Origin of the sequence: Krasilnikovia cinnamomea, from assembly GCF_004217545.1 — a bacterium.
GTDB lineage: Bacteria > Actinomycetota > Actinomycetes > Mycobacteriales > Micromonosporaceae > Actinoplanes > Actinoplanes cinnamomeus.
Window position 1 is genome coordinate 5,330,719 of the sequence record NZ_SHKY01000001.1, and the last position, 25,118, is coordinate 5,355,836.

Annotated in this window: 22 protein-coding genes; 17 read left to right on the top strand and 5 right to left on the bottom strand. The window is 69.2% G+C overall.

Annotation, left to right across the window (positions count from 1 at the left end; translation table 11 throughout):
* Nucleotides 1-7: 7 nt before the first annotated feature.
* The 10 genes from EV385_RS24395 to EV385_RS24440 all read left to right on the top strand — a co-directional run bounded on the left by EV385_RS24395 (nucleotide 8) and on the right by EV385_RS24440 (nucleotide 10,823).
* Nucleotides 8-1,171, top strand: a complete 1,164-nt coding sequence (locus EV385_RS24395) for a branched-chain amino acid ABC transporter substrate-binding protein (protein ID WP_130511565.1) — start codon at nucleotides 8-10, stop codon at nucleotides 1,169-1,171.
* 77 nt (nucleotides 1,172-1,248) lie between these two features.
* Nucleotides 1,249-2,199, top strand: coding sequence for a branched-chain amino acid ABC transporter permease (locus EV385_RS24400; protein ID WP_242625049.1), 951 nt, complete (start codon nucleotides 1,249-1,251; stop codon nucleotides 2,197-2,199).
* Nucleotides 2,196-3,311, top strand: a complete 1,116-nt coding sequence (locus EV385_RS24405; protein ID WP_130511567.1) for a branched-chain amino acid ABC transporter permease — start codon at nucleotides 2,196-2,198, stop codon at nucleotides 3,309-3,311. The genes EV385_RS24400 and EV385_RS24405 overlap by 4 nt, the downstream gene beginning before the upstream one ends.
* A 29-nt stretch (nucleotides 3,312-3,340) precedes the next feature.
* Nucleotides 3,341-4,195, top strand: coding sequence for an ABC transporter ATP-binding protein (locus EV385_RS24410; protein WP_423203129.1), 855 nt, complete (start codon nucleotides 3,341-3,343; stop codon nucleotides 4,193-4,195).
* Nucleotides 4,185-4,895, top strand: a complete 711-nt coding sequence (locus tag EV385_RS24415) for an ABC transporter ATP-binding protein (RefSeq protein WP_130511568.1) — start codon at nucleotides 4,185-4,187, stop codon at nucleotides 4,893-4,895. The genes EV385_RS24410 and EV385_RS24415 overlap by 11 nt, the downstream gene beginning before the upstream one ends.
* A 32-nt stretch (nucleotides 4,896-4,927) precedes the next feature.
* A complete protein-coding gene (locus tag EV385_RS24420; protein ID WP_130511569.1) occupies nucleotides 4,928-5,830 on the top strand; it encodes an ABC transporter substrate-binding protein in 903 nt (300 codons plus the stop codon).
* Between the two features lie 7 nt (nucleotides 5,831-5,837).
* Nucleotides 5,838-6,845, top strand: coding sequence for an amino acid ABC transporter permease (locus tag EV385_RS24425; protein ID WP_130511570.1), 1,008 nt, complete (start codon nucleotides 5,838-5,840; stop codon nucleotides 6,843-6,845).
* Entirely contained in the window at nucleotides 6,842-7,618 is a 777-nt protein-coding gene (locus EV385_RS24430) for an amino acid ABC transporter ATP-binding protein (protein ID WP_130511571.1), read from the top strand. The genes EV385_RS24425 and EV385_RS24430 overlap by 4 nt, the downstream gene beginning before the upstream one ends.
* Nucleotides 7,619-7,672: 54 nt before the next feature.
* The gene (polA, locus tag EV385_RS24435) at nucleotides 7,673-10,363 is read left to right on the top strand and encodes a DNA polymerase I (protein WP_130511572.1); all 2,691 of its coding nucleotides are present in this window, start codon (nucleotides 7,673-7,675) and stop codon (nucleotides 10,361-10,363) included.
* 91 nt (nucleotides 10,364-10,454) lie between these two features.
* Nucleotides 10,455-10,823, top strand: a complete 369-nt coding sequence (locus EV385_RS24440; RefSeq protein ID WP_130511573.1) for an ArsR/SmtB family transcription factor — start codon at nucleotides 10,455-10,457, stop codon at nucleotides 10,821-10,823.
* A gap of 13 nt (nucleotides 10,824-10,836) precedes the next feature.
* Here the strand turns inward: EV385_RS24440 and EV385_RS24445 are convergent, their stop codons facing one another.
* Nucleotides 10,837-11,658: a class I SAM-dependent methyltransferase gene (locus EV385_RS24445; RefSeq protein ID WP_130511574.1), complete on the bottom strand. Its 822-nt coding sequence runs from the start codon at nucleotides 11,656-11,658 to the stop codon at nucleotides 10,837-10,839.
* A gap of 360 nt (nucleotides 11,659-12,018) precedes the next feature.
* Here EV385_RS24445 and rpsA point away from each other — a divergent pair, with 360 nt between their 5' ends.
* The 3 genes from rpsA to uvrB all read left to right on the top strand — a co-directional run bounded on the left by rpsA (nucleotide 12,019) and on the right by uvrB (nucleotide 17,305).
* Nucleotides 12,019-13,524 (top strand): 30S ribosomal protein S1, encoded by a 1,506-nt coding sequence (gene rpsA / locus EV385_RS24450; protein WP_130511575.1) that lies wholly within the window; start codon nucleotides 12,019-12,021, stop codon nucleotides 13,522-13,524.
* Between the two features lie 122 nt (nucleotides 13,525-13,646).
* Nucleotides 13,647-14,840 carry a dephospho-CoA kinase gene (gene coaE, locus EV385_RS24455; protein WP_130511576.1) on the top strand — a complete coding sequence of 398 codons (1,194 nt, stop codon included), beginning with the start codon at nucleotides 13,647-13,649 and terminating at the stop codon, nucleotides 14,838-14,840.
* A gap of 332 nt (nucleotides 14,841-15,172) precedes the next feature.
* Nucleotides 15,173-17,305 carry an excinuclease ABC subunit UvrB gene (gene uvrB / locus EV385_RS24460; RefSeq protein ID WP_130511577.1) on the top strand — a complete coding sequence of 711 codons (2,133 nt, stop codon included), beginning with the start codon at nucleotides 15,173-15,175 and terminating at the stop codon, nucleotides 17,303-17,305.
* Nucleotides 17,306-17,350: 45 nt separating this feature from the next.
* Here uvrB and EV385_RS24465 read toward each other — a convergent pair whose 3' ends face one another.
* Nucleotides 17,351-17,653 (bottom strand): antibiotic biosynthesis monooxygenase family protein, encoded by a 303-nt coding sequence (locus tag EV385_RS24465; RefSeq protein ID WP_130511578.1) that lies wholly within the window; start codon nucleotides 17,651-17,653, stop codon nucleotides 17,351-17,353.
* Nucleotides 17,654-18,016: 363 nt separating this feature from the next.
* On the opposite strand from EV385_RS24465, the gene EV385_RS24470 reads away from it, so the two are divergent.
* Nucleotides 18,017-19,012: a TerC family protein gene (locus EV385_RS24470; RefSeq protein WP_130511579.1), complete on the top strand. Its 996-nt coding sequence runs from the start codon at nucleotides 18,017-18,019 to the stop codon at nucleotides 19,010-19,012.
* Nucleotides 19,013-19,054: 42 nt separating this feature from the next.
* Here the strand turns inward: EV385_RS24470 and typA are convergent, their stop codons facing one another.
* Nucleotides 19,055-20,920 carry a translational GTPase TypA gene (gene typA / locus EV385_RS24475; protein ID WP_130511580.1) on the bottom strand — a complete coding sequence of 622 codons (1,866 nt, stop codon included), beginning with the start codon at nucleotides 20,918-20,920 and terminating at the stop codon, nucleotides 19,055-19,057.
* 157 nt (nucleotides 20,921-21,077) lie between these two features.
* Between typA and EV385_RS24480 the strand changes: the two genes are divergently transcribed.
* The gene (locus EV385_RS24480; RefSeq protein ID WP_130511581.1) at nucleotides 21,078-21,899 is read left to right on the top strand and encodes a lytic transglycosylase domain-containing protein; all 822 of its coding nucleotides are present in this window, start codon (nucleotides 21,078-21,080) and stop codon (nucleotides 21,897-21,899) included.
* 398 nt (nucleotides 21,900-22,297) lie between these two features.
* On the top strand, nucleotides 22,298-22,723 hold the full coding sequence (locus EV385_RS24485; protein ID WP_130511582.1) for an uL11 family ribosomal protein: 426 nt from the start codon (nucleotides 22,298-22,300) through the stop codon (nucleotides 22,721-22,723).
* Nucleotides 22,724-22,791: 68 nt separating this feature from the next.
* Here the strand turns inward: EV385_RS24485 and EV385_RS24490 are convergent, their stop codons facing one another.
* Complete coding sequence (locus EV385_RS24490; RefSeq protein WP_130511583.1) at nucleotides 22,792-23,430, bottom strand: ATP-dependent Clp protease proteolytic subunit; 639 nt, start codon at nucleotides 23,428-23,430, stop codon at nucleotides 22,792-22,794.
* A 181-nt stretch (nucleotides 23,431-23,611) separates the two neighbouring features.
* Here EV385_RS24490 and EV385_RS24495 point away from each other — a divergent pair, with 181 nt between their 5' ends.
* Nucleotides 23,612-24,247, top strand: coding sequence for a cysteine hydrolase family protein (locus EV385_RS24495; protein ID WP_130511584.1), 636 nt, complete (start codon nucleotides 23,612-23,614; stop codon nucleotides 24,245-24,247).
* 44 nt (nucleotides 24,248-24,291) lie between these two features.
* On the opposite strand, the gene EV385_RS24500 is transcribed toward EV385_RS24495, so the two are convergent.
* Nucleotides 24,292-24,996: a maleylpyruvate isomerase family mycothiol-dependent enzyme gene (locus tag EV385_RS24500; RefSeq protein WP_130511585.1), complete on the bottom strand. Its 705-nt coding sequence runs from the start codon at nucleotides 24,994-24,996 to the stop codon at nucleotides 24,292-24,294.
* Between the last annotated feature and the right edge of the window lie 122 nt (nucleotides 24,997-25,118).

Here is a 25,118-nt window from a genome sequence, read left to right on the forward strand (position 1 = left end):
TCCAACCTTGAGGCAGGTTCTCGCACGCGCCATCGGTGGGGTGGCCGTCATCGGCCTCATCGCCGGTGCGGCCGCATGTAACAAGGACAGCGGCGACACCAACACCGCCGGCGGTTCGAACTGCGGCTACTCTCTCGCGTTCTTCGGTGCGCTGACAGGCCCCGCGGCAAACCTTGGTGTGAACATCGAGCAGGGCTTCGAGCTCGCGATCAAGCAGTACAACACCAAGAAGGGCTCCGAGTGCATCACGGTCAAGAAGTTCGACTCGCAGGGTGACCCTGCGGTCGCGCCGGGCGTCGCTCGTAGCCTCGTGGCGGACAAGAAGATCATCGGTGTGGTCGGCCCGCCGTTCTCCGGCGAGTCCGAGGCCGCCGGCCCGATCTTCGAGTCGGCCAAGATCCCGACGATCACCCCCTCCGCGACCCGGGTGTCGCTGGCGGCCAACGGCTGGAAGTCCTTCCACCGTGCCGTGGCGAACGACGACGCGCAGGGCCCGGCGGCGGCCGCCTACATCAAGAACACGCTGAAGGCCGAAAAGGTCTTCGTTGCCGACGACCAGTCCGCGTACGGCGCGGGCCTGGCGGACGTAGTCAAGAAGACGCTCGGCCCGGCGGTCGCGGGTACGGACAAGACCGAGGCCGACGGCAAGCAGACCGACTTCTCGGCGCTGGTGCAGAAGGTCAAGAGCAGCGGCGCGACCGCGCTGTTCTACGGCGGTTACTACGCCAACGGCGGTCTGATCCGCAAGCAGCTGACGGCGGCGGGCTGGAAGGGCACGCTGGTCGGCGGCGACGGCATGAAGGACCCGGGCCTGGCGAAGGCGGCCGGCAACGCCGCTGCCGCGGGCACGATCGTGACCTGCCCGTGTTCCCCGCCGGAGAAGGCGGGCGGCACGTTCGTCGCGGACTACAAGGCGGCCTGGAACCAGGACGCGGGTACGTACTCGGACGTGGCGTTCGACGCGGCGAACATCTACCTGCAGGGCATCGACGCGGGCAACACGACCCCGGAGAAGCTGATCTCCTACCTGTCGTCGGTGAACTACCAGGGCATCGCGAACACCTACAAGTTCACCGCCACCGGTGAGCTGGACCCGCAGTTCATCAAGGTCTGGGCGTTCAAGTTCGACGCGAACGGCAACACGATTCCCGACGCAGAGGCGAAGGCCTGATCCGCGGTAACTCTCTGTAGGTTCGGTGTGGCCGGATGATCTCCGGCCACACCGACCTCTCGTTTCAGGAGCCCCTTGTGAATTTCTCGGGTCTGATCCAAGACTTCGGTCCACTGACCGTGACCGGCTTGGCGCAGGGCGCGATCATCGCGCTGTTTGCGTTGGGCTACACCCTGGTCTACGGCGTGCTGCGACTCATCAACTTCGCGCACTCCGAAGTCTTCCTACTGGGTACGTACGCCACCCTGCTGGTGTGGGGGCTGTTCGGCCTGGACCAGAACTCCGCCACCCCCTCGACCCTGGCGGTCATCGGTCTCATCCTGCTGGGCATGGCCGGGGCGATCGTGGCGTCCGGCGCGACCGCGCTCGTGGTCGAGCTGGTGGCCTACCGGCCGCTGCGGCGGCGCAACGCCCCGCCGCTGGCCTTCCTCATCACCGCGATCGGCGCCTCGCTGGCGATCTCGGAGACCGTCGGTGTGATCACGCACCGGAATCCGACCGGCGTGCCGAACCTGGTGCAGCAGAAGGTCGTGATCGAGATAGGCAACACGCAGATCACGAACCTGCAGATCCTGATCATCGTGCTGGCGCTGGTCATGATGTTCGTGCTGGACCGGTTCATCAACCGCTCCCGGATGGGCCGGGGCATCCGGGCCGTGGCGCAGAATCCGGACAGCGCGGCGCTGATGGGTGTGAACAAGAGCCGGGTGATCGCGCTCGTGTTCCTCATCGGCGGTCTCATGGCGGGCATCGCGGCCGTCATGTACGACTTGAAGATCGGTGTCACGCGTTTCGACGCCGGCTTCCTGCTGGGCATCGAGGCGTTCACGGCCGCGGTGCTGGGCGGTATCGGCAACCTGCGCGGCGCCCTGCTGGGCGGCCTGCTGCTGGGCGTGCTGCAGAACTACGCGGCCGGGCTGTTCGGCACGGAGTGGCTGCACGCGGCGTCGTTCGTGCTGCTGGTGCTGATCCTGCTGGCGCGGCCGACCGGCCTGCTGGGCGAATCTCTGGGGAAGGCAAGGGCATGACCGAGACGAGTGGAACGCAGTCGTTCCGGTCGCGGGGCGGCGCGCGAGGCTGGTTCGCCGGGCTGCCGAAGCCGGTACGGATCCTCGTGGTGCTGGGGTTCGTCGCCCTGGCGTACCTGCTGCCGTACGTGGGTGACATCCCGGTGCTCGGCCCGCAGATCACGACGCAGGGCATCGACTGGCCGAGCGCGCTGTTCAACATGTCGTACTTCGTGCTGCTGGCGCTGGGCCTGAACGTGGTCGTGGGCTTCGCGGGCCTGCTGGACCTGGGGTACGTGGGCTTCTTCGCGGTGGGCGCCTACGTGACCGCGCTGCTGACCTCGCCGGACAGCATCCTGCACACGGAGTGGGCGTGGCTGGCGTCGATCCCGATCGCGCTGGCGGTGACCATGGTGGCGGGTCTGATCCTGGGCTGGCCGACCCTGCGGTTGCGCGGCGACTACCTGGCGATCGTGACGCTGGGCTTCGCGGAGATCATCCGGATCGTGGCGACGAGCACGGACACGCTGCGCGGTGACCGCGGCTTCACGGACATCCCGCACCCCCCCGGGCAGATGAACGGGGAGCCGATCTTCGGGGTGCGCGACGCGACGCCGTACTTCTGGCTCGGCCTGACCGTGATCCTGCTGGTGATCGTCGGCGTGCGGAACCTGGACCGCAGCCGCGTGGGCCGCTCGTGGCTGGCGATCCGCGAGGACGAGGAAGCCGCCGAGATCATGGGCGTGCGGACGATCAAGTACAAGCTGTGGGCGTTCGCGATCGGCGCGTTCATCGGCGGCCTGGGCGGCGTGCTGTTCGCGGGTACTCAGGGCTTCGTCAACTCCAGCACGTTCGTGCTGCAGTTCTCGATCCTGGTGCTGGCCGGCGTGGTCATGGGCGGTTCGGGCAACATCGCTGGTGCGATTCTGGGTGGTGCGCTGATCTCGTACATCCCGGACCGGCTGCGGGGCATCACGGATCCGGTGTTCGACACGGACCTGTACGAGTACCGCTTCGCGATCTTCGGCGTGGTGATCATTGCAATCATGATCTTCCGGCCGCAGGGTCTCATCCCGAGCCGGCGGCGGGCGATGGAGCTGAAGGACCGGGAGAAGGAGGTGGCTCCGCAGTGAGCGAGCCGCACATCGAGACGCCGCAGGAGATGGACGCGGCCAACGCCCGCCGGGTGGATCTGCCGATCCCGACCGGCAAGGGCGGATCCACCCCGGCCGGTGCGGGTGACCCCAACGTCCTGCTGGAGGTCGACCACGTGACGCTGCGTTTCGGCGGCGTGGTGGCCCTCAACGACGTGTCCTTCAGCCTGCGCAAGGGCGAGATCTTCGGCCTGATCGGGCCGAACGGGGCGGGCAAGACCACCTGCTTCAACGCGACGACCGGCGTGTACCGGCCGACGAGCGGGACGATCCGGTTCAAGGGCGAGCCCCTCGTCGGCAAGAAGAAGCACGAGATCACCCGGGCGGGGATTGCCCGTACGTTCCAGAATGTCCGGCTTTTCCCGGAGATGACGGCGCTGGAGAACGTGATGGTGGGTATGGACGCCCACCACAAGACCAGCGTGATCGGGGCGCTGTTCCGCCTGCCCCGGCATCTGCGGGAGGAGCGGACGGGCCGCGAGCGGTCGATGGAGCTGCTGCGCTTCGTCGGCATCGACAAGCGGGCGGGCGAGGTCTCCCGCAACCTGTCGTACGGCGAGCAGCGGCGACTCGAGATCGCCCGGGCGCTGGCGACGAGCCCGACGCTGCTGTGCCTGGACGAGCCGGCGGCGGGCTTCAACCCGGCGGAGAAGGAAGAGCTGCTCCAGCTCATCCGCAAGATCCGTGACACCGGGGTGACCGTGCTGCTCATCGAGCACGACATGCGCCTGGTGATGGGCGTGACCGACCGGATCGTCGTGCTGGAGTTCGGCAAGAAGATCGCCGAGGGGACCCCCGCCGAGGTGCGGGACAACCCGGCGGTCATCGCCGCGTACCTGGGAGTGCCGACCGATGCTGCTTGAGCTGGACAACGTCACGCTGCTGTACGGCCGCATCCAGGCCCTGCACGGCATCAGCCTGAACGTGGCACAGGGCGAGATCGTGGCCCTGATCGGCGCCAACGGCGCCGGCAAGTCCACCACGATGCGGGCGATCTCGGGTCTGCGGCCGGTGGCGCAGGGCGCCATCCGCTTCGACGGCGAGGACATCACCAAGCTGCGCGCCGACCTGCGCGTGATCCGCGGGGTGTCCCAGTCGCCGGAGGGCCGGGGCATCTTCCCGGGCATGACCGTCCGGGAGAACCTGGAAATGGGCGCATACACCCGCAAAGTACGCGCCGAGATCAACGAAGACATGGAGCGGGCCTTCACGCTGTTCCCCCGGCTGAAGGAGCGCGAGAAGCAGGTCGGCGGCACCCTGTCCGGCGGTGAGCAGCAGATGCTCGCGGTCGGGCGGGCGCTGATGAGCCGACCCAAACTGCTCCTTTTGGATGAGCCGTCCATGGGTCTAGCGCCGATGCTGATCCAGCAGATCTTCGACATCATCGTCGAGATCAATCAGCAGGGCACCACGGTGCTGCTGGTGGAGCAGAACGCACAACAGGCGCTGTCGCGCGCGCACCGCGCGTACGTGCTGGAGACCGGTCACATCGTCAAGTCCGGGACCGGCGCGGAACTGCTGCACGACCCCGCCGTCAAGGACGCCTACCTCGGCGTCGCCTGAACCGTCGTACCCCTCACAAGGAGTTGTTGTTCATGTTCCGCACCGCCCCTGGTCGGCGCGCGATCCTCGGCCTCACTGCCGCGGCCGCCCTGACTCTCTCCATGGCCGCCTGTGGTTCCGAGTCCGACACCGGATCCTCCGGCAAGCCCGTGCCCTCGGCCTCTGCTGACACGTCGCTGGCGGACAAGGTCCCCGCCGACATCAAGGCGGCCGGCAAGCTGACCATCGGTACGGACTCGTCGTACGCGCCGAGCGAGTTCCTGGACACCGACGGCAAGACGGTCATCGGCTTCGACGTCGACCTGTTCAACGCGGTCGGCCAGAAGCTCAACCTCAAGACGGAGTGGCAGTCCGCGACGTTCGACAGCATCATCCCGGGCGTCAAGAGCGGCAAGTACAACGTCGGCGTCTCGTCCTTCACGATCAACGCGGACCGGCTCAAGGAGGTCAACATGATCTCCTACTTCTCGGCGGGCACCCAGTGGGCGGCCAAGACCGGCGCGACCGTCAACCCGGACGACGTCTGCGGCAAGAAGATCGCGGTGCAGACCGCGACCGTGCAGGTCGACGACCTGAAGGCGCGCTCGAAGAAGTGCACCGACGCGGGCAAGCCGGCGATCAAGGTCGAGCAGTACCAGAAGCAGTCCGACGCCACCAACGCCGTGGTGACGGGCAAGGACGAGGCCATGCTGGCCGACTCCCCGGTCGTCGCGTACGCGGTGAAGCAGACCAACGGCCAGTTGGCCCTGGTCGGCGACATCTACGACTCCGCCCCGTACGGCTACGCGGTGGGCAAGGACAAGACCGAGTTCGCCAACCTCGTCCAGCAGGCGGTCGCGGCACTGATCGCGGACGGCACGTACAAGACGATCCTGGACAAGTGGGGCGTCAGCGCGGGTGCGATCACCACGCCGGCGGTCAACCCGGCGTCCTGATCCGCGGATGAGCGATCAGAAGCAGTCCGAACGGGCACGGCCTGAGGCGATCAAGGCCGTGCCCGTGCGGCACCCCGGGCGGTGGGCCACCATCGCGGTACTCGCGGTACTGACCGCGATGTTCATCCACATGCTGGTGACCAACGACAACTTCCGCTGGTCGTTCATCTTCTCCTCGTACGCCGAGGGCAAGCGCGGCGTGATGTTCACCGGCCCGGTCCTGCAGGGCCTGTGGGGCACGATCCTGCTGACCGTCTTCGCGATGGCCATCGGCATCGTGGGGGGCATCGTCATCGCGATCATGCGGTTGTCGGACAACCCGATCCTCAGCCGGGTGGCCTGGGTCTACACGTGGTTCTTCCGCGCGGTGCCCCGGCTGGTGCTGGCGATCCTGTTCGGCAACCTGAACATCCTGTGGAGCCGGATCGGCTTCGGCCTGCCGTTCGACAAGCAGATCGGCGACCTGTTCGGCATCGACAACTTCAACGGGCAGTTCTACAGCATCAAGGCGAGTGACCTGCTGGCCGGATTCGTGGCCGGCATGCTCGCGCTGGGGCTGTCCGAGGCCGCGTACATGGCCGAGATCGTCCGGGCCGGCATCCAGTCGATCGATCCCGGGCAGGCCGAGGCGGCCGTGGCGCTGGGCCTGTCCCGCGGGCAGGTGCTGCGCCGGGTCGTCCTGCCGCAGGCCATGCGGGTGATCGTGCCGCCGACCGGCAACGAGGTCATCGCGATGGTCAAGGACACGTCGCTGGTGGCGTTCGTGCCGGTGACCGGCGAGTTGTTCTTCCAGTTGCAGGCGGTCAGCGCCCGGACGTTCATCGTCCTGCCGGTGCTGGTGGCCGCGGTGATCTGGTATCTGATCCTGTGCAGCATCCTGATGGTCGGGCAGTTCTTCCTGGAACGGCACTTCAGCAAGGGTTACGGCACGGCCAGCAAGGCCAAGCGGCGCCTGCGCAACATCGAGATGGAACAGGGCGGCCGGATCACGGTGGAGGGTGGTGCGACCCCATGACCAGCAACGGTACGGCCGAGATGGTGCGCGCGGAGAACGTGCACAAGTCGTTCGGGCACGTGGAGGTGCTCAAGGGCGTCGACCTGGTGGTCAAGCCAGGTGAGGTGTGCTGCGTGCTGGGCCCCTCCGGCTCGGGCAAGTCGACGTTCCTGCGCTGCATCAACCACCTGGAGAAGATCAACGGCGGCCGCATCTTCGTCGACGGGGAACTGGTCGGCTACCGCGAACGCCGCGGCAAGCTGTACGAGATGAAGGACCGCGAGGTGGCCGCGCAGCGCCGCTCCATCGGCATGGTGTTCCAGCGGTTCAACCTGTTCCCGCACATGACGGCGCTGGAGAACGTCATGGAGGCCCCGATCCGGGTCAAGCGGGAGAACCGGGCCGCGACCAGGGACCAGGCACTCGGCCTGCTTGAGCGGGTGGGCCTCGGCGAGAAGACCGGCAACTACCCGGCGCAGCTGTCCGGCGGCCAGCAGCAGCGGGTGGCGATCGCCCGGGCGCTGGCCATGCGGCCCAAGCTGATGCTGTTCGACGAGCCCACCAGCGCGCTGGACCCGGAGCTCGTCGGCGAGGTCCTCGACGTGATGAAGGACCTGGCCCGCGACGGCATGACGATGGTCGTGGTCACCCACGAGATCGGCTTCGCCCGCGAGGTCGGCGACTCGCTGGTGTTCATGGACGGCGGTGTCGTGGTCGAGCAGGGCAACCCGCGCGACGTCATCGGCAACCCGCAGCACGAACGTACCAAGGCATTCCTGAGCAAGGTGCTGTAAAGCGGGCGGGGCGGTCGGCGGTGTTGTCATAGGTCGCGACTAGAGTTCTGCGACGTGAGCGACGACGCCCAGACCCCCCGCTTGCTGCTGCTCGACGGCCACTCGCTGGCCTACCGGGCCTTCTTCGCGCTGCCGGTGGAGAACTTCTCGACCCAGACCGGCCAGCCGACCAACGCGGTGTTCGGCTTCACCTCGATGCTGATCAACATGCTGCGCGACGAGCAGCCGACGCACATCGTGGTCGCCTTCGACGTGTCCCGGGTGTCCTTCCGCACGGAGAAGTACGCGGAGTACAAGGCGGGCCGCTCCGAGACCCCGCAGCCGTTCCAGGGCCAGGTCAGCCTGGTCAAGGAGGTTCTCGAGGCGCTGCGCATCCCGGTGGTGGAGAAGCCGGGCTACGAGGCCGACGACGTCATCGCCACCCTCGCCACCCAGGCCCGTGAGCTGGGCATGGAGGTGATCATCTCCACCGGCGACCGGGACGCGTTCCAGCTCGCCGGCGAGCACGTGACGATCCTGTATCCGGTGCGCGGCGTCTCCGAGGTCTGGCGGATGACCCCTGACGCCATCGAGAAGAAGTACGGCGTCGGCCCCGACCGCTACCGCGACAAGGCCGCCCTGGTCGGCGAGACCAGCGACAACCTGCCGGGCGTGCCCGGGGTCGGCGACAAGACCGCCGCCAAATGGATCAATCAGTACGGCGGCCTCGACGGCATCGTCGCGCACGTCGACGAGATCAAGGGCAAGGCGGGGGAGAACCTGCGCGCCAACCTCGCCAACGTCCTGCGCAACTACGAGATCAACGCCCTGGTCTGTGACCTGGAACTGCCACTGGGCCCGGCCGACGTGAAGTGGCCGGGCTGGGACCGCGAGGCCGTGCACCAGGTCTTCGACGCCCTGGAGTTCCGGGTGCTGCGCGAGCGGCTGTACTCGTACCTGGAGGCGGTCGAGCCCGAGGCCGAGTCCGGGTTCGACCTGTCCGGCACGGTCCTGCGTACCGGCGAGGTGGCGGGCTGGCTGCGTGAGCACGCCGGGGTGGCGCCGGTGGGCGTCGCCGTCACGGGTCGCTTCGGCCGCGGCACGGGTGCCCTGACCGGGATCGCGGTGGCCACCGGCGACGGCCCCGCGGCCTGGTTCGACCCCACCACCCTGGATGAGAACGACGAACGCGCGGTCGCCGCGTGGCTGGCCGAGCCCAGCCGGCCCAAGGTGATTCACGACGCGAAGCCGGCCCTGCTGGCGATGCGGGCGCACGGCTGGTCGCTGGCCGGGGTGCGGGTCGACACCGCCCTCGCGGCCTACCTGGCCAAACCCGACCAGCGGGCGTACGACCTGACCGACCTGGCACTGCGCTACCTCAAGCGCGAGCTGCGGGTCGACGCACCCGACGACGGCCAGCTCACCCTGGAGGGTCTCGGCGACGACGGCGCGGCCGAGGAGGGCGTGATGCTGCGCGCCCGCGCCACCCTGGATCTGGCCGACGTGCTGACCGAGGAGCTGTCCCGCGACGGCGGCGAGTCCCAGCGCCTGCTCGCCGACGTGGAGCAGCCGCTGGAGGTCGTGCTCGGTGAGATGGAGCACCTCGGCATCGCCGCCGACACCGACTATCTGTCCGAGTTGGAGGCCCACTTCGCCGCCGAGGTGAAGGCCGCCGCCCAGGCCGCGCACGCCGAGGTCGGGCGCGAGTTCAACCTGGGTTCCCCGAAGCAGCTGCAGGAGATCCTGTTCACCGAGCGGAACCTGCCCAAGACCAAGCGCATCAAGTCCGGGTACACCACGGACGCCGACGCGTTGCAGGGCCTGTTCGCGCAGACCGCCGACCCGCTGCTGGCGCACCTGCTGCGCCACCGCGACGTGGCCAAGCTGAAGTCCACGGTGGACGGGCTGCTCAAGTCGGTCTCCGACGACGGCCGCATCCACACGACGTTCAACCAGACCGTGGCGGCCACCGGGCGGCTCTCCTCGACCGACCCGAACCTGCAGAACATCCCCATCCGCACCGAGGAGGGCCGGCGCATCCGCCGCGCGTTCATCGTGGGGGAGGGCTTCGAGCAGCTGATGACCGCGGACTACAGCCAGATCGAGATGCGCATCATGGCGCACCTGTCCGGCGACGACGCGCTCATCGCCGCGTTCAACTCCGGCGCGGACTTCCACGCCGCCACCGCGTCGTCGGTGTTCCACCTGCCGCTGGAGCAGGTCGGCCACGACCACCGGCGCAAGATCAAGGCGATGAACTACGGCCTCGCGTACGGGCTCAGCGCGTACGGGCTGTCCAACCAGCTCACCATCGCGGTCGAGGAGGCCCGTGGGCTGATGGAGGAGTACTTCAGCCGCTTCGGCGGGGTCCGCGACTACCTGCAGGCCGTCGTGCGCCGCGCGGTGCAGGACGGCTACACGGCCACCATCCTCGGCCGCCGCCGCTACCTGCCCGACCTGAGCAGCGACAACCGACAGCGCCGGGAGATGGCCGAGCGGATGGCGCTCAACGCCCCGATCCAGGGTTCGGCCGCCGACATCATCAAGGTGGCGATGCTGCGCGTCGACGAGGCGCTGCGCGAGGCCGGGCTGCGCTCACGGATGCTGCTGCAGGTCCACGACGAACTGGTGTTCGAGGTGGCCCCCGGCGAACGCGACGCACTCGAGGAACTGGTGCGCCGGGAGATGGGCGGGGCCTACCCGCTGTCCGTGCCGCTGGAGGTGTCCGTGGGCGTCGGCCGCGACTGGGACGGCGCCGACCACTGAGACGTCGGCCACTGAGACGCCGACAAATGAGACGCAGCGTCCTGACATCGATACGTTCGCGTACTTGCCCCGCTTTGCCAAGCTGGGCCCCATGCGAGCAACGATCGAGACGAAGCCCCGGGCGTCCTCGTGGACACCGGTGGTTCGGGGGGCGCTCGACGCCAAGCAGGCCACCGCGGTCGCGCCGATGTTCAAGGCGCTGGGCGACCCCGTGCGGCTCCGACTGCTGTCGATGATCGCCTCGGCGGGCGGCGGCGAAGTGTGCGTGTGTGACCTCACCGGGGAGTTCGAGCTGACCGGCCCCACCATCTCCCACCACCTGAAGGTGCTGCGCGAGGCCGGGCTGGTGCACAGCGACCGGCGCGGCACGTGGGTGTACTACCGGCTTGTGCCCGGCGCGCTGGCGGGCCTCGGCGACCTGCTGGACGTCAGCAGCCTCGCGGGCTCCGGCGCCCGCTGAGCCGCGCCCACGGTCAGCGCAGGTCGGCGACGAAGATCGCGGTGCCGGGGAACAACCGTCCGCGCAGCGGGCTCCACTGGCCCCACACCTGCGTATGACCCTCCGGCCATTCCGGCTCCACCAGGTCGCGCAACACGAACCCGGCCGCCACCAGTTCGCGGACGCGGTCGCCGAGGGTGCGGTGCTGTTCGACGTACCCGGGCACCCCGTCGGTGTCCTGTTCCACGTACGGGCGCCGGTCGAAGTAGGACTGGACCGCCATCAACCCGGCTTCGCCCGGATCGTCGAGGAAGATCCACCGCATCGGATGTGTGATGGAGAACACCCAGCTGCCGCCGGGGCGCAGCACCCGGGCGACCTCCCGCATCACCGTTTGCGAATCGGCGACGAACGGGACGGCCCCGAAGGCGGTGCACACCACGTCGAAGGTCAAGTCGCCGAACGGCAGCGCCAGGGCGTCGGCCTGGAGCAGGGGCACCGGTACACCGGTGCGGTCCGACGCGGTCCGGGCGTGCCGCAGCATGCCCTCGGACAGGTCCATGGCGACCACTTCGGCCCCCTGGCCGGCCAGCCACCGGGCCGCGGACGCCGCCCCGCACCCCAGTTCGAGGATCCGCTTGCCGGACACGTCGCCCAGCAGCCGCGCGTCGGCCTCGCGCAGCCCCTCCGGGCACCACACGAATTCGGTGTCACCCAGGAACGCGCCGTGCTCGGCCTGGTAATCGTCTGCGTCGGCGTCCCACCATCGGCGGCTGGCGGCGCGACTCTCGGCGTCCGTGACGGACCGGCGGGTGACGGCCGGTGCGGCCTCGGTGGTGGGTTGCGGTTCGATCACCAGGCAACGGTACGGGGGCGGCGGCCCGCAGCTGGCGACCCGGGACGGCGCAGCAGGCCCCGGGCGTAGTGAAACAGGGACAAAACGGCCGCGTTGATCGGTTCAGCCGAAACATTGTGCCGCCGTCCTCAGGAGGGCTTGCAACCTGTGGTAATGCGCACGGTAAGCTAGTCGATGCGCTCGCGGATCGTGTGCCTCGGCAGGGAGCAGGCTCCGTGGTCGTCGGTCCCAGCTCGTGCAAACCTAGCCTGATCAGGCGCTCGATTGCCATGATCACGACGGATGTTCGCGCTGTGCCGCCGGCAGTTCCGCCGGGCGCGAGAGACACCACGAATCCATCCGTTCGGAGCAACTGTCCACATGACGAGCAGCATCGAGGCCACCTCGAGCGCCCCCAAGGTCACCGTCGACGACATCGGCTCGGAGGAAGCATTCCTCGCGGCCATCGATGAGACCATCAAGTACTTCAACGACGGCGACATTGTCGAAGGCACCGTCGTCAAGGTCGATCGGGACGAGGTCCTGCTCGACATCGGCTACAAGACCGAGGGCGTCATCCCCTCGCGCGAGTTGTCGATCAAGCATGACGTGGACCCCGCGGAAGTGGTGTCGGTCGGAGACCACATCGAAGCCCTCGTCCTCACCAAGGAGGACAAGGAGGGCCGGCTGATCCTCTCGAAGAAGCGGGCGCAGTACGAGCGCGCCTGGGGCACCATCGAGAAGATCAAGGAGGACGACGGCGTCGTGCGCGGCTCCGTCATCGAGGTCGTCAAGGGCGGCCTCATCCTCGACATCGGCCTGCGTGGCTTCCTGCCCGCCTCCCTGGTCGAGATGCGCCGGGTGCGCGACCTGCAGCCGTATGTGGGTCGTGAGCTCGAGGCGAAGATCATCGAGCTGGACAAGAACCGCAACAACGTGGTCCTGTCCCGCCGCGCGTGGCTCGAGCAGACCCAGTCCGAGGTCCGCACCGAGTTCCTCAACAAGCTGCAGAAGGGCCAGGTCCGCAAGGGCGTCGTGTCCTCCATCGTCAACTTCGGCGCCTTCGTCGACCTGGGCGGTGTGGACGGCCTGGTGCACGTCTCCGAGCTCTCCTGGAAGCACATCGACCACCCGTCCGAGGTTGTCGAGGTCGGCCAGGAGGTCGAGGTCGAGGTGCTCGACGTCGACCTGGACCGCGAGCGCGTCTCGCTGTCGCTGAAGGCGACCCAGGAAGACCCGTGGCGCCAGTTCGCCCGGACCCACGCGATCAACCAGATCGTGCCGGGCAAGGTCACCAAGCTGGTTCCGTTCGGTGCGTTCGTCCGCGTCGACGACGGCATCGAGGGCCTGGTGCACATCTCCGAGCTGGCCGAGCGGCACGTCGAGCTGCCCGAGCAGGTCGTCCAGGTGGGCTCCGACGTCATGGTCAAGGTCATCGACATCGACCTGGAGCGGCGCCGGATCTCGCTGTCGCTCAAGCAGGCCAACGAGGGCTTCGTCGAGGGCGAGGAGCACTTCGACCCGACCCTCTACGGCATGGCCGCGACGTACGACGCCGAGGGCAACTACATCTACCCGGAGGGCTTCGACCCGGAGACCGGGGAGTGGCTCGAAGGCTTCGACAAGCAGCGCGAGACGTGGGAGAAGCAGTACGCGGACGCCCGCGAGCGCTGGGAGGCCCACACCAAGCAGGTGCAGACGTCCCGCGAGGCCGAGGCCGAGGCCGCGCTCAACCCGGCGCCCTCGGGCGGCGGCGCGAGCGGTCCGTCGTCGGCCACCTCGAGCTCGCCCGCCCCGGCGCGCGCCGCGGAGGAGCCGGCCGGCACGCTGGCCACCGACGAGGCCCTCGCCGCGCTGCGGGAGAAGCTCGCCGGCGGCAAGAGCTGACCCGGTCAGCCTGACCACGAAGGCCCGTCCGCGATTCGTCGCGGGCGGGCCTTCGCCGTTCCACCGCCCGTTCCCCGGCCCGGCTGTGCGACGCCGATCTCGGGGCGCACTAGGCTGACCGCGTGTTGATGGTCGGGCTCACGGGTGGCATCGGTGCGGGCAAGAGTGCGGTCGCCGGGGCGCTCGTCGACCGGGGCGCCGTCCTCATCGACGCGGACCAGCTGGCCCGGGAGGTCGTGGCCGCGGGCACGACCGGGTTCGCCGAGGTCGTCGAGGCGTTCGGTGCGACGGTCGTCGGTCCCGATGGACAGCTCGACCGGCCCGCGCTGGGGGCGCGGGTGTTCGGCGACGAGGCGGCCCGCCGCCGGCTGGAGAGCATCATCCACCCCCGGGTACGCGCCCGCACCGCGGAGCTTGCCGCCCACGCCCCCGCCGACGCCATCGTCGTCAACGACGTGCCATTGCTCGTCGAGACCGGTCTCGCCCCGTCGTACCACCTGGTCATCGTCGTCGAGGCCGACGCGGAGACCCGGGTCGCGCGGCTGGTCGGGCAGCGTCGCATGACCCGCGAGGAAGCCACCGCCCGGATCGCCGCGCAGGCGGACGACGCCCGGCGCCGCGCCGCCGCGGACATCGTGATCGACAACGAGGCCGGACTCGCCGAGCTCGATGCCCGGGTCGACGCGCTGTGGCACGCGCGGCTGCGCCCGTACGAGGAAAATCTGCGGGCCGGGCGCGCGGCGCCCGGGCAGGCCGAGCCGCGCGTCGTCGCGCCCGACCCCGCCTGGCCCGCGCAGGCCGAGCGCGGCATCGCGCGGATCCGGCACGCGTTGCGGAGCCGGCTCGGCCGCGACGCGGACGTCACCCACATCGGTTCCACCGCGGTGCCGGGGCTGCCAGCCAAGGATCTGATCGACCTCATGCTGGCGGTCGAGACGCTGGCGGAGGCCGACGCGCTGGCCGACTCGCTGGCCGCGGCGGGACTGCCCCGCCGGCCGGGGGAGTGGGCCGACAACGCCCGCGGCATCCCGGGCGAGACCTGGCCCAAGCGGCTGCACGGCAGCGCCGACCCGGACCGGCCGGTCAACCTGCACGTCCGGGTGGCGGGTTCGCCGGGCTGGCGGTTCGCGCTGCTGATGCGCGACCACCTGCGCGCGGTGCCGCAGGCCCGGGACGAGTACGCGGAGGCCAAGCGGAACTGGACGCGCGAGCATCCGGACGTGGGGAGTTACGCCGAGGCGAAGGAGCCGTGGTTCGACGCCGAGGCCTGGGCGGCCAACGACTGGGCGGAACGAACCGGCTGGCAGCCCGGCTGAGCCCAGCCGTCGGAGGATGAGCGGCCCGGAACGGCAGAGGGCGCTCGCGGCGGCCGGTCAGCGTGATACGCGACCACCCGTAGGTGCGCTCGCCGGCCTCGGCCGGGGCTGCAACCTCGGTGCCGACGCGAGCGGGCCGTTGACGGGCCCGGCCGGTCGGGCGGCCGCCGCGAGCGGCCTACCGGACCAGGCTAGGGGAGCCGCGCAAGCACCCACAATGCCCACGGCCGGGGCTGAATTGGCACCCTCCGAACACGCCCGGCGCGTGCGGGGCACGGCGGAGGTCGGCGGGACCCGCGAAGTTGTCGGACCCCCGTCGTACCGTTGGCGTCATGGCGCTCGACATCCCTCGACTCGACGGCCGCTTCCAGGTCGTCAGCGACTATCAGCCCGCCGGGGACCAGCCGGCTGCCATCGACGAGCTGGAGCGCCGGGTGCGCGGCGGCGACCGGAACGTGGTACTGCTCGGCGCGACCGGCACGGGCAAGAGCGCGACCACGGCCTGGCTCATCGAGCGGCTGCAGCGGCCCGCCCTCGTGCTGGCTCCCAACAAGACCCTCTGCGCCCAGCTGGCCAAGGAGTTCCGCGAGCTGCTGCCGCACAACGCGGTCGAGTATTTCGTGAGCTACTACGACTACTACCAGCCCGAGGCGTACATCCCGCAGACCGACACCTACATCGAGAAGGACTCCTCGATCAACGAGGAGGTCGAGCGGCTGCGCCACTCGGCGACGATGTCGCTGCTGACCCGCCGCGACACGGTGGTCGTCGCCACGGTCAGCGCCATCTACGGCCTGGGCACCCCGCAGGAGTATCTCGACCGCAGCGTGACCGTGCGCGTCGGGGCGGAGATCGACCGCGACCAGTTGCTGCGCCGCCTCGTGGAAATCCAGTATTCGCGCAACGACATGGCGTTCCAGCGGGGCACGTTCCGGGTCCGGGGCGACACCCTGGAGATCATCCCGGCGTACGAGGAGCTCGCGGTGCGCGTCGAGCTGTTCGGTGACGAGGTGGAGAAGCTCTACTACCTGCACCCGCTGACCGGCGACATCGTCCGCGAGGTCGACCAGTTGATCATCTTCCCGGCGTCGCACTACGTGGCGGGCCCGGAGCGGATGGAGCGGGCGATCCGCGCCATCGAGGGTGAGCTGGAGGAGCGGCTCGCCGAGCTGGACCGGCAGGGCAAGCTGCTGGAGGCGCAGCGCCTGCGGATGCGCACCACCTACGACCTGGAGATGATGCGCCAGGTCGGCTTCTGCAACGGCATCGAGAACTACTCCATGCACATGGACGGCCGGACGTACGGCGAGCCGTCCTACACCCTGCTGGACTACTTCCCGGACGACTACGTCACGGTCATCGACGAGTCGCACGTGACGATCCCGCAGATCGGCGGCATGTACGAGGGCGACGCCTCCCGCAAGCGCATCCTCATCGAGCACGGTTTCCGGCTGCCCAGCGCCGCGGACAACCGGCCGTTGCGCTTCGACGAGTTCCTGGAGCGGGTCGGGCAGATGGTGTTCCTGTCCGCCACGCCGGGCCCGTGGGAGCTGCAGCAGTCCGCGGGGGAGTACGTCGAGCAGGTCATCCGGCCGACCGGCCTGGTCGATCCGCAGGTGGTGGTCAAACCGACCAAGGGCCAGATCGACGACCTCATGCACGAGATCAGGGAGCGTACGGACCGCGACGAGCGGGTCCTGGTCACCACGCTGACCAAGAAGATGGCTGAGGACCTCACCGACTACCTGCTGGAGAACGGCATCCGGGTGCGGTATCTGCACTCGGAGGTCGACACCCTGCGCCGGGTGGAACTGCTCAAGGAGCTGCGCAAGGGCGACTACGACGTGCTGGTCGGCATCAACCTGCTGCGCGAGGGCCTCGACCTGCCCGAGGTGTCCCTGGTCGCCATCCTGGACGCCGACAAGGAGGGCTTTCTGCGCAGCGGCCGCTCGCTGATCCAGACGATCGGCCGGGCGGCCCGCAACGTCTCCGGCGAGGTCCACATGTACGCCGACAAGATGACGCCGTCGATGCGCGACGCGATCGAGGAGACGGACCGCCGCCGGGCCAAGCAGATCGCCCACAACGAGGCCAACGGCATCAGCCCCGAACCGCTGCGCAAGAAGATCCACGACATCCTCGACGACATCTACCGGGAGGCCGAGGACACCGACACGGCGCTCGGCGGGCACGGCCCCGGCGGGCATGTCGTCGGCGGTGGCGGGCGGCAGATGTCCCGGGGCAAGGGTCCGGTGCCGGAGACGCGGTCCAAGGCACGCGGAGCGTCCCAGCCCGCCCGCGAGGGCATGGCCCGCGCCGAGCTGGCCCAGCTCATCCAGGATCTCAACGAGCAGATGCTGGCCGCCGCGCGCGAGCTGCAGTTCGAGCTGGCGGCCCGGATCCGGGACGAGATGGCCGAGCTGAAGAAGGAGCTGCGGGGCATGGACGTGGCGGGCGTGCGCTGATACCGCCACACCGCCCGGCGAGTCGTCAGCGCCGGGCGGGCCGGCTCAGGTGACGTCCGGCGTGACGTCGGTGAAGTGCTCGACGACGGGCGGGTTGGCAAAGTGCTTGCCGATGAGGGCACGCCACTGGTCGAAGCGTTCAGTGCGCCGGAAGTTCTCCTCGTGGGCGGCGACGCTGTCCCACTCGACCAGCAGTACGAACCGTGACGGTGACTCGATCCCGCGCGTCATGCGTACGAAGCGGCAGCCCGGGGTGCCCGCGAGCACCGGGTGCCCCTGCCGGTAGTCGGCGACGAACGCGTCCTCGTGGCCGGGCAGGACGTCGATGAGGGCGACTTCGAGAACCATGGTCGACACCCTAGACGACGATGATCACGCTATCCTCCTAGGATGCTCCACCGGCGGTGGTGCGGATCACGCGTGGTGATGCCGACTTGTCCGCGAATAGGCAATTAGCGAAAGAGAGCCTTCACACCCTTTCCGTGGCGGTGTGCAGAAACGGGCTCCCGTGGGCGAGAATGATGGGCGTAGGAGGGGAGTATTCCCCCGCGCCGGCGTCGTCAACACGGTCTCTGCCCCCAAGGCGGACCCGGTGCCGGTGGTCGCGTCCCCCCGAAGGGCGTGGCGGAAGAGACCTCCGACAGTCGCACGTCGCTGCGCTCCGTCGAACCGACGGCGTGGCGACGCATCGTGTCTGCCGGAGGTTTAGCTTTGAACGTTTCTGCCTGGGCGTGGATCGTCACCCTGGTCGCGCTGGCCGCAGTTCTCGCCGTAGACCTGCTGATCGTGGGCCGACGCCCACATGAGCCGAGTATGCGCGAGGCGGGCGGCTGGGTCACCCTGTATATCGGTCTTGCCCTGCTGTTCGGCCTCGGCGTGTGGGCCTGGTTCGGCGCCCGGTACGCGGGCGAGTTCTACACCGGCTGGCTGACCGAGTACAGCCTGTCGGTCGACAACCTCTTCGTCTTCGTGCTGATCATGGCCCGGTTCGCGGTGCCCCGGCAGTTCCAGCAGAAGGTACTGCTCATCGGCATCGTGCTGGCTTTGCTCATGCGTGGCGCCTTCATCGCCGCCGGAGCCGCGCTGATCGCACAGTTCTCGTGGATCTTCTACCTCTTCGGTGCGTTCCTGGTCTACACGGCGATCACGCTGGTCCGGCAGGGCGAGAACGACGAGGACGACTTCAAGGAGAACGTCCTCATCCGCTGGGCCAAGCGCGCCTTCCCGGTGTCGAGCTCGTACGACAGCGGGCGCATGACGATGATCGCCACCACTGGCCAGCGGATGTTCACGCCGATGCTGATCGTGATGATCGCGATCGGGACCACCGATCTGATCTTCGCCCTGGACTCGATCCCGGCGATCTTCGGCATCACCAAGGAGCCGTACCTGGTCTTCACCGCGAACGTGTTCGCGCTGATGGGCCTGCGCCAGCTGTACTTCCTGCTCGGCGGCCTGCTGCAGCGGCTGGTCTACCTCAACATCGGGCTCGCGGTGGTGCTGGGCTTCATCGGCGTCAAGCTGGTCCTCGAGGCGCTGCACACCAACCAGGTGCCGTTCATCAACGGCGGGCAAGGGGTGCCGTGGGCGCCCGAGATCCCAATCTGGCTGTCGCTGCTGGCCATCATCGGCACCCTGGCCGTGGCCACGGTCGCCAGCCTGGCCAAGTCGTCGCGCGACCGCCGCAAGGAACTGATCAACGCGTAGGCGCGGCGGGGTGCGGGCGCGTACGCCCGCACCCCGCCGGCGTCACTGCTGGTGCTTGCGGCGGGCCGCAGCCCGGCCGCGGGTCTGCTGATCGAGCACCACCTTGCGGATGCGCACCGCGGCGGGCGTCACCTCGACGCATTCGTCCTCGCGGCAGAACTCGAGGGCCTGCTCCAGCGACAGCTTGCGCGGCGGGATCAGCTTCTCGGTCTCGTCCGCGGTCGACGAGCGCATGTTGGTGAGCTTCTTCTCCTTGGTGATGTTGACGTCCATGTCGTCCTGGCGGCTGTTCTCGCCGACGATCATGCCCTCGTACACCTCGACGGTCGGCTCGACGAAGAGCTGGCCGCGTTCCTGCAGGTTGGTCATCGCGAACGCGGTGACCACGCCGGCCCGGTCGGCGACCAGCGAGCCGTTCTGGCGGGTGCGCAGCTCGCCGAACCACGGCTCGTAGTCCTCGAACAGGTGGTGCATGATGCCGGTGCCGCGGGTCTCGGTGAGGAACTCCGTACGGAATCCGATGAGGCCCCGGGCGGGCACCAGCCATTCCATGCGCAGCCAGCCGGTGCCGTGGTTGATCAGCTCTTCCATCCGGCCCTTGCGGGTGGACAGCAGCTGGGTGATCGCGCCCATGTACTCGTCGGGGGCGTCGATGGTGAGCCGCTCGACCGGCTCGTGCACCTTGCCGTCGATGATCCTGGTGACCACCTGCGGCTTGCCGACGGTCAGCTCGTAGGACTCGCGGCGCATCTGCTCGACGAGGATCGCGAGGGCCAGCTCGCCGCGGCCCTGGACCTCCCAGGCGTCCGGGCGCTCGGTGGGCAGCACCCGCAGCGACACGTTGCCGACCAGCTCCTTGTCGAGCCGGTCCTTGACCATGCGGGCGGTGACCTTGCCGCCCTTGACCTTGCCGACCAGCGGTGACGTGTTCGTGCCGATGACCATGGAGATGGCCGGCTCGTCGACCTGGATCAGCGGCAGCGGCTTCGGGTCCGCCGCGTCGGCGAGGGTCTCACCGATCATGATGTCGGCGATGCCGGCGACCGCCATGATGTCGCCGGGACCGGCGCTCTCGGCGGGCTTGCGCTCCAGGCCCTCGGTGATCAGCAGCTCGGAGATGCGTACGTTGCTGATCGTGCCGTCGGTCTTGCACCAGGCGACGGTCTGGCCCTTGCTGATGGTGCCCTCGTGCACGCGGCACAGCGCGAGACGCCCGAGGAACGGCGAGGCGTCGAGGTTGACGACGTGCGCCTGCAGCGGCGCGCCCTCGGTGTACGTCGGTGCCGGGATGGTGTCGAGGATGGTGCTGAACAGCACCTCGAGGTCGGTGCTGTCGTCCGGGACGGTGCCGTCCTTGGGCTGGGTCAGCGAGGCGATGCCGTCGCGGGCGCAGGCGTAGACGATCGGGAACTCGATCTGGTGCTCGTCGGCGTCGAGGTCGAGGAAGAGCTCGTACGTCTCGTCGACGACCTCCTTGATCCGGGCGTCGGGCCGGTCCACCTTGTTGATCACCAGGATGATCGGCAGCTTCGCGTGCAGCGCCTTGCGGAGCACGAACCGGGTCTGCGGCAGCGGGCCCTCGCTGGCGTCGACCAGCAGGACGACCCCGTCGACCATGGTCAGGCCGCGCTCGACCTCGCCGCCGAAGTCGGCGTGGCCGGGGGTGTCGATGATGTTGATGGTGACAGGCGGGCCGTCGGCGGGCTGGTAGCTGATCGCCGTGTTCTTGGCGAGGATCGTGATGCCCTTTTCCCGCTCCAGGTCCATGGAGTCCATGACGCGGTCGGCCATCTCGCCCCGCGCGTGGGACTGGCTCCCCTGGCGCAGCATGGCGTCGACCAGGGTGGTTTTGCCATGGTCGACGTGGGCGATGATGGCGACGTTGCGTAGGTCGGTGCGGGTCTGCATGCCCCCATTGTCACGGAGTCAGGTTGCCGATGGCGTCCCGGGGTCGCACGCGGTGACCGTTTCCGGCTGTGAGTCGAATGTCCGTTTTTGGGGCGGCGCAACCGTGTGACGTGCTGATAGCGTCGTCCGTCGATCGTTTACGGGGAGGATCTGGTCGATGGCAGGCGTAGCGGTGAGTCGTGCGGGCTGGGTCGTGGGGGCGGTGGTCGCGGTGGTGCTAGCGGCCGGGTGCGGGCTTGGCCGGCACGACGACAACGCCGGGAGCGCGGCGCCCGCGCCGGTGGATCTGGCCTCGTCGGAGCCGGTCGTGCCGGTGGTGACCGAGTCACCCGCCCCGGAGCCCAGCACGGCGTCGCCGACGGCGTCGCGGACCGCACCGACCAAGCCGAAGGCCAAGACCAAGACCAAAGCGGCACCCACCGAGGATCCGAACAACTTCCAGGCGCCCGCGTGCGCCAAGCACGAGGGCGTCAAGGTCTCCAAGTCGAAGGCGAAATCGGCGCTGAACGCCGCGGCGGGCAAGTCCTACTGGCCGACGTCGGCGCCGTCGCTGAAGCTGCCGGCCCGGCTCGTGCTGGCGACCGCATGGCACGAGAGCGGCTGGCAGTCCGACATCGTCAACTGCGACGGCGGGCGCGGGCTCATGCAGGTCATGCCCGACACCCAAAAGATGATCAACGACCGGTTCGGGCAGGCGTTCGACGCCCACGACTACCGCCAGAACGCCGTCCTCGGCGCCAACTACCTGGCCTGGCTGACGAAGTACTTCGGCGACAAGTACTTCAAGGAGAACTACAGCCTCAAGGCCAGCGACTGCCGCAGCCACTCCAGCGTGTGCCTGCTCAACGTGGTGATCGCCGCGTACAACGCCGGGTTCGGCACGGCCGAGGCGGCGTTGGGCGACAAGCAACTGCCCAATCCCGAGTACGTCGACTCGGTCCGGTCGTTGATGGCGTCCTGCTACTGCGACCGGTACTGACCGCACGGCGACCCGCACCGACGAGCCCGGCCGGCGGCAGACTCCCGGTTCAGCCGGGGCAGCCAACGGGTGCCACGGCGAGGACTGGGGCTGGTTCCGCGGGTTTCGGTGCAGCTCACCGCCGCGCGCTCCGGGGGCAGCCTCTCCCTGGCGGTGTATGCGCGGGACCTCGATTCCGGGGAATGGTTCCTCGCGGACGATCTGTCATTGACCAGCGGTTGAGGGCCGCCCACGGGGCCCACCCCGGCCGGGTTACACTGGTGGGCGCTACCCGGGACTAACGCCGTTTTGACCACTTCGTGGGCGCGGCTGTAAGGTCTCGGGGTTGTTGTGCGTTCAGATGCTGGCGGCGCTCCCTACTTCGGCCCGTGCAGCACACACGAAGGAGCCCTGAAGCAATGCCGCCCAAGAAGAAGACCCACGTGGTGACCCTCGCGCTGGAGGCGGGCAACGCCGCGATGGTCGACCTCGGCAAGATGCTCGGCCCGACCGGCGCCAACATGCGGGCGGTCAAGGTTGAGTACGACGAGGCCACCGCCAACCAGCGCGGGGAGATCATTCCGGTCGTCGTCACGGTCTTCGAGGACCGCAGCCACCAGCTGACCTACAAGACCCCGCCGACGAGCTTCCTGATCCGTAAGGCGCTCGGGATCCAGTCCGGCGCGTCGAACCCGCTGACCCAGACGGTGGGCACCCTGTCCGCCGAGCAGGTCCGTACGATCGCGGAGCGCAAGCTGCCCGACCTCAACGCCAACGACGTCGAGGCCGCGATCAAGGTCGTCGCCGGTACGGCCCGCTCGATGGGCGTCAAGGTCGCCGAGTAACTCGTACCTGAAAAGGCGCGAACCCGAACGGGTTCGCGCCTTTTTGCGCTTCGCGCGGCGCAACGACCTCAGGCCGAGTCGGTGTCCTCGCCGATCACCGTGTCGATGAGTCCGTAGTCGCGCGCCTGCGCCGCCGTCAGGCTGCGCCCGGCCGCCAGGTCGTCCTCGATCCGGGTGCGTGACTGCCCGGTCAGGCCGGCGAGCCGCAGCACGACCTCCTCGAGTTCGCGCAGGTGCTGGCCGGCGGCCGCCGCGACCTCGTCCGCCGTGCCGGTGACCCCGGCCGCGTGCGGCTCGGCCAGCCGGAACCGTGCGTGCCGGTACGCCACCCGGGTCCGTGCCGCCGCCAGCACCGCCAGCACGGCCCCGCCCGCCTCCCCGGTGACCACCGCATGCACCGGTGCCGTCATCGCGTCGATGACATCGACGATCGACAGGGCCGCGCCCAGTTCGCCGCCGGAGCTGGCCATGTGCACCTGCACCGGGGCGGGCCCGGTCGCGTCGAGGGTCAGCAGGGCGGCCGCGACGCCGGTGGCGGACTGCCCGGTCAGCGGGCCGCGAAGCATGACGATCCGCTGGTCGAACAGCCGTTCCTCAAGCCAGCCGGGCACGGTCGGGCCGGCGTCGCCGGGCGGTGGTGGTGGCCACCCGGCGGGGGAGGGGTCCGGCGTGGGGTGCCAGCGCAGGGGTTCATGTCGTAGGTCCACCGGCACCTCCGCGCGTGTTCGCCACCGTCCACCCGCCGCCAGGCGCCGGCGGGGGTGTCGCCCAGTCTAGGTTCGGCGGCGCGCCGCGACGGAGCCCTTCAGCTGAGGGCGGACGGTGTGGCGGTGTGTTTGCATGGACACCTGAGGTCACCGCGTCCGCATCTTCGCTGGGGGTTGAGCCGTGTCCGACACGTTGCACCTGGATCCCGCCACGACCGCGCTCGTGCTCATCGAGTACCAGAATGAGTTCACCTCGGACGGTGGTGCCCTGCACGGCGCCGTGGCGGCGGTGATGGACAAGACCGGGATGCTGCCGAAGACCGTGGCGCTGGTGGAGGCGGCCCGGGCGGCCGGTGTCACGATCATGCATGCGCCGATCACGTTCGCTCCCGGGTACGGCGAGTTGAGCCGGCATCCGTACGGGATCCTCAAGGGCGTGGTGGACGGCAACGCGTTCGTCAAGGGCACGTGGGGTGCGGCCATCGTGGACGTTCTCGCACCGGCCGAAGGGGACATCCTCGTCGAGGGCAAACGTGGGCTGGACACGTTCGCCAGCACGAACCTCGACTTCATTCTGCGCAGCCGGGGCATCACGACGGTGATCCTGGGTGGCTTCCTCACCAACTGTTGTGTCGAGTCCACGATGCGCAGCGCGTACGAGAACGGCTACCGGGTGATCACGTTGACCGACTGCACGGCGGCGACCTCGGCCGAGGAGCACGACAACGCGATCGCCTACGACTACCCGATGTTCTCGCTGCCCGTGGAGGCTGCGCAGATCATGGCCGCGTTGGGCCGCGTGGAATCCCTGCCGTAGCGCGGTGAACGGCCGGAACCCCTTGGCCGGCGACGTGGATCAGCTCACATCCAGGTCGCCGGGGTCGGCAGCGCACCGTCGGGGGAGACCGTGAGGTCGGCGCCGTCGCCGCGTCCGGCGAGCCACGCCGCCAGGGACCGGGTCGGGCCGCTGACCACCGGGGCCGTGGCGCGGTCACCGATGACCAGCTCATGGTCCAGACCGAACGGGCGCAGCACCAGCGCGGGCGCGTCGGCGCCCGCGCCGCCCACGATCTCGCGCAGCAGCCGCAGGGCGAACGCTTCGGACCAGTCCGTGGGGGTGTACCCGGCACCGAGATCCACGTGGTGCACCTCCACCTCCCGCAGGCGTACCCAGGGCAGGGCGGCGGCGAGCTGGTTGCGGCCGGGGATGTGGAACGTCCACGCCTCGGCGGGCATGGCGGCGGCCGCGTCGGCCATCCGTTCGTGCGCGGCGCGCAGGTCGGCGAGCTGGTCGGCCAGGGGTCGCTCGGCCCCGGCCTCGATGCCCTCCACGCGAGCCGCCGGTGAGGCGTACGCCGGTGTCTCGACGCCGGTGCGCGCCCAGGTGAGCAGGTTGGTGATGGCGTCCGCCTGGCGTGCCAGGTGGGTCAGGACGTGGCCCCGGGTCCAGCCCGCCAGCTCGGACGGCGCGGCGACGGCATCGTCGTCGAGGGACTCGGCGGCGCGCAGCAGGCGCTGCGTCGCCTCCTCCACGTCGGTCATCAGCGCGAGCGGATCGACCGTCATGACGGATCGCACCGAGGGTCGCGCGGGCGGGCGGGGAAGGGCGCGATCATGACCGGACGCCCCGAGTGTCGTAGTGCGGCTGGTCCGCGGTCAGGGGTGGGTGTGCCGGGGGTTGCCAGGAA

Excerpts from the sequence above, each read along its gene's own strand:
- EV385_RS24405 (WP_130511567.1), top strand. The coding sequence starts at position 2,196 with ATGACCGAGACGAGTGGAACGCAGTCGTTCCGGTCGCGGGGCGGCGCG.
- EV385_RS24410 (WP_423203129.1), top strand. The coding sequence starts at position 3,341 with ATGGACGCGGCCAACGCCCGCCGGGTGGATCTGCCGATCCCGACCGGC.
- EV385_RS24415 (WP_130511568.1), top strand. The coding sequence starts at position 4,185 with ATGCTGCTTGAGCTGGACAACGTCACGCTGCTGTACGGCCGCATCCAG.
- EV385_RS24420 (WP_130511569.1), top strand. The coding sequence starts at position 4,928 with ATGTTCCGCACCGCCCCTGGTCGGCGCGCGATCCTCGGCCTCACTGCC.
- EV385_RS24425 (WP_130511570.1), top strand. The coding sequence starts at position 5,838 with ATGAGCGATCAGAAGCAGTCCGAACGGGCACGGCCTGAGGCGATCAAG.
- EV385_RS24430 (WP_130511571.1), top strand. The coding sequence starts at position 6,842 with ATGACCAGCAACGGTACGGCCGAGATGGTGCGCGCGGAGAACGTGCAC.
- EV385_RS24440 (WP_130511573.1), top strand. The coding sequence starts at position 10,455 with ATGCGAGCAACGATCGAGACGAAGCCCCGGGCGTCCTCGTGGACACCG.
- rpsA (WP_130511575.1), top strand. The coding sequence starts at position 12,019 with ATGACGAGCAGCATCGAGGCCACCTCGAGCGCCCCCAAGGTCACCGTC.
- uvrB (WP_130511577.1), top strand. The coding sequence starts at position 15,173 with ATGGCGCTCGACATCCCTCGACTCGACGGCCGCTTCCAGGTCGTCAGC.
- EV385_RS24465 (WP_130511578.1), bottom strand. The coding sequence starts at position 17,653 with ATGGTTCTCGAAGTCGCCCTCATCGACGTCCTGCCCGGCCACGAGGAC.
- typA (WP_130511580.1), bottom strand. The coding sequence starts at position 20,920 with ATGCAGACCCGCACCGACCTACGCAACGTCGCCATCATCGCCCACGTC.
- EV385_RS24480 (WP_130511581.1), top strand. The coding sequence starts at position 21,078 with ATGGCAGGCGTAGCGGTGAGTCGTGCGGGCTGGGTCGTGGGGGCGGTG.
- EV385_RS24485 (WP_130511582.1), top strand. The coding sequence starts at position 22,298 with ATGCCGCCCAAGAAGAAGACCCACGTGGTGACCCTCGCGCTGGAGGCG.
- EV385_RS24500 (WP_130511585.1), bottom strand. The coding sequence starts at position 24,996 with ATGACGGTCGATCCGCTCGCGCTGATGACCGACGTGGAGGAGGCGACG.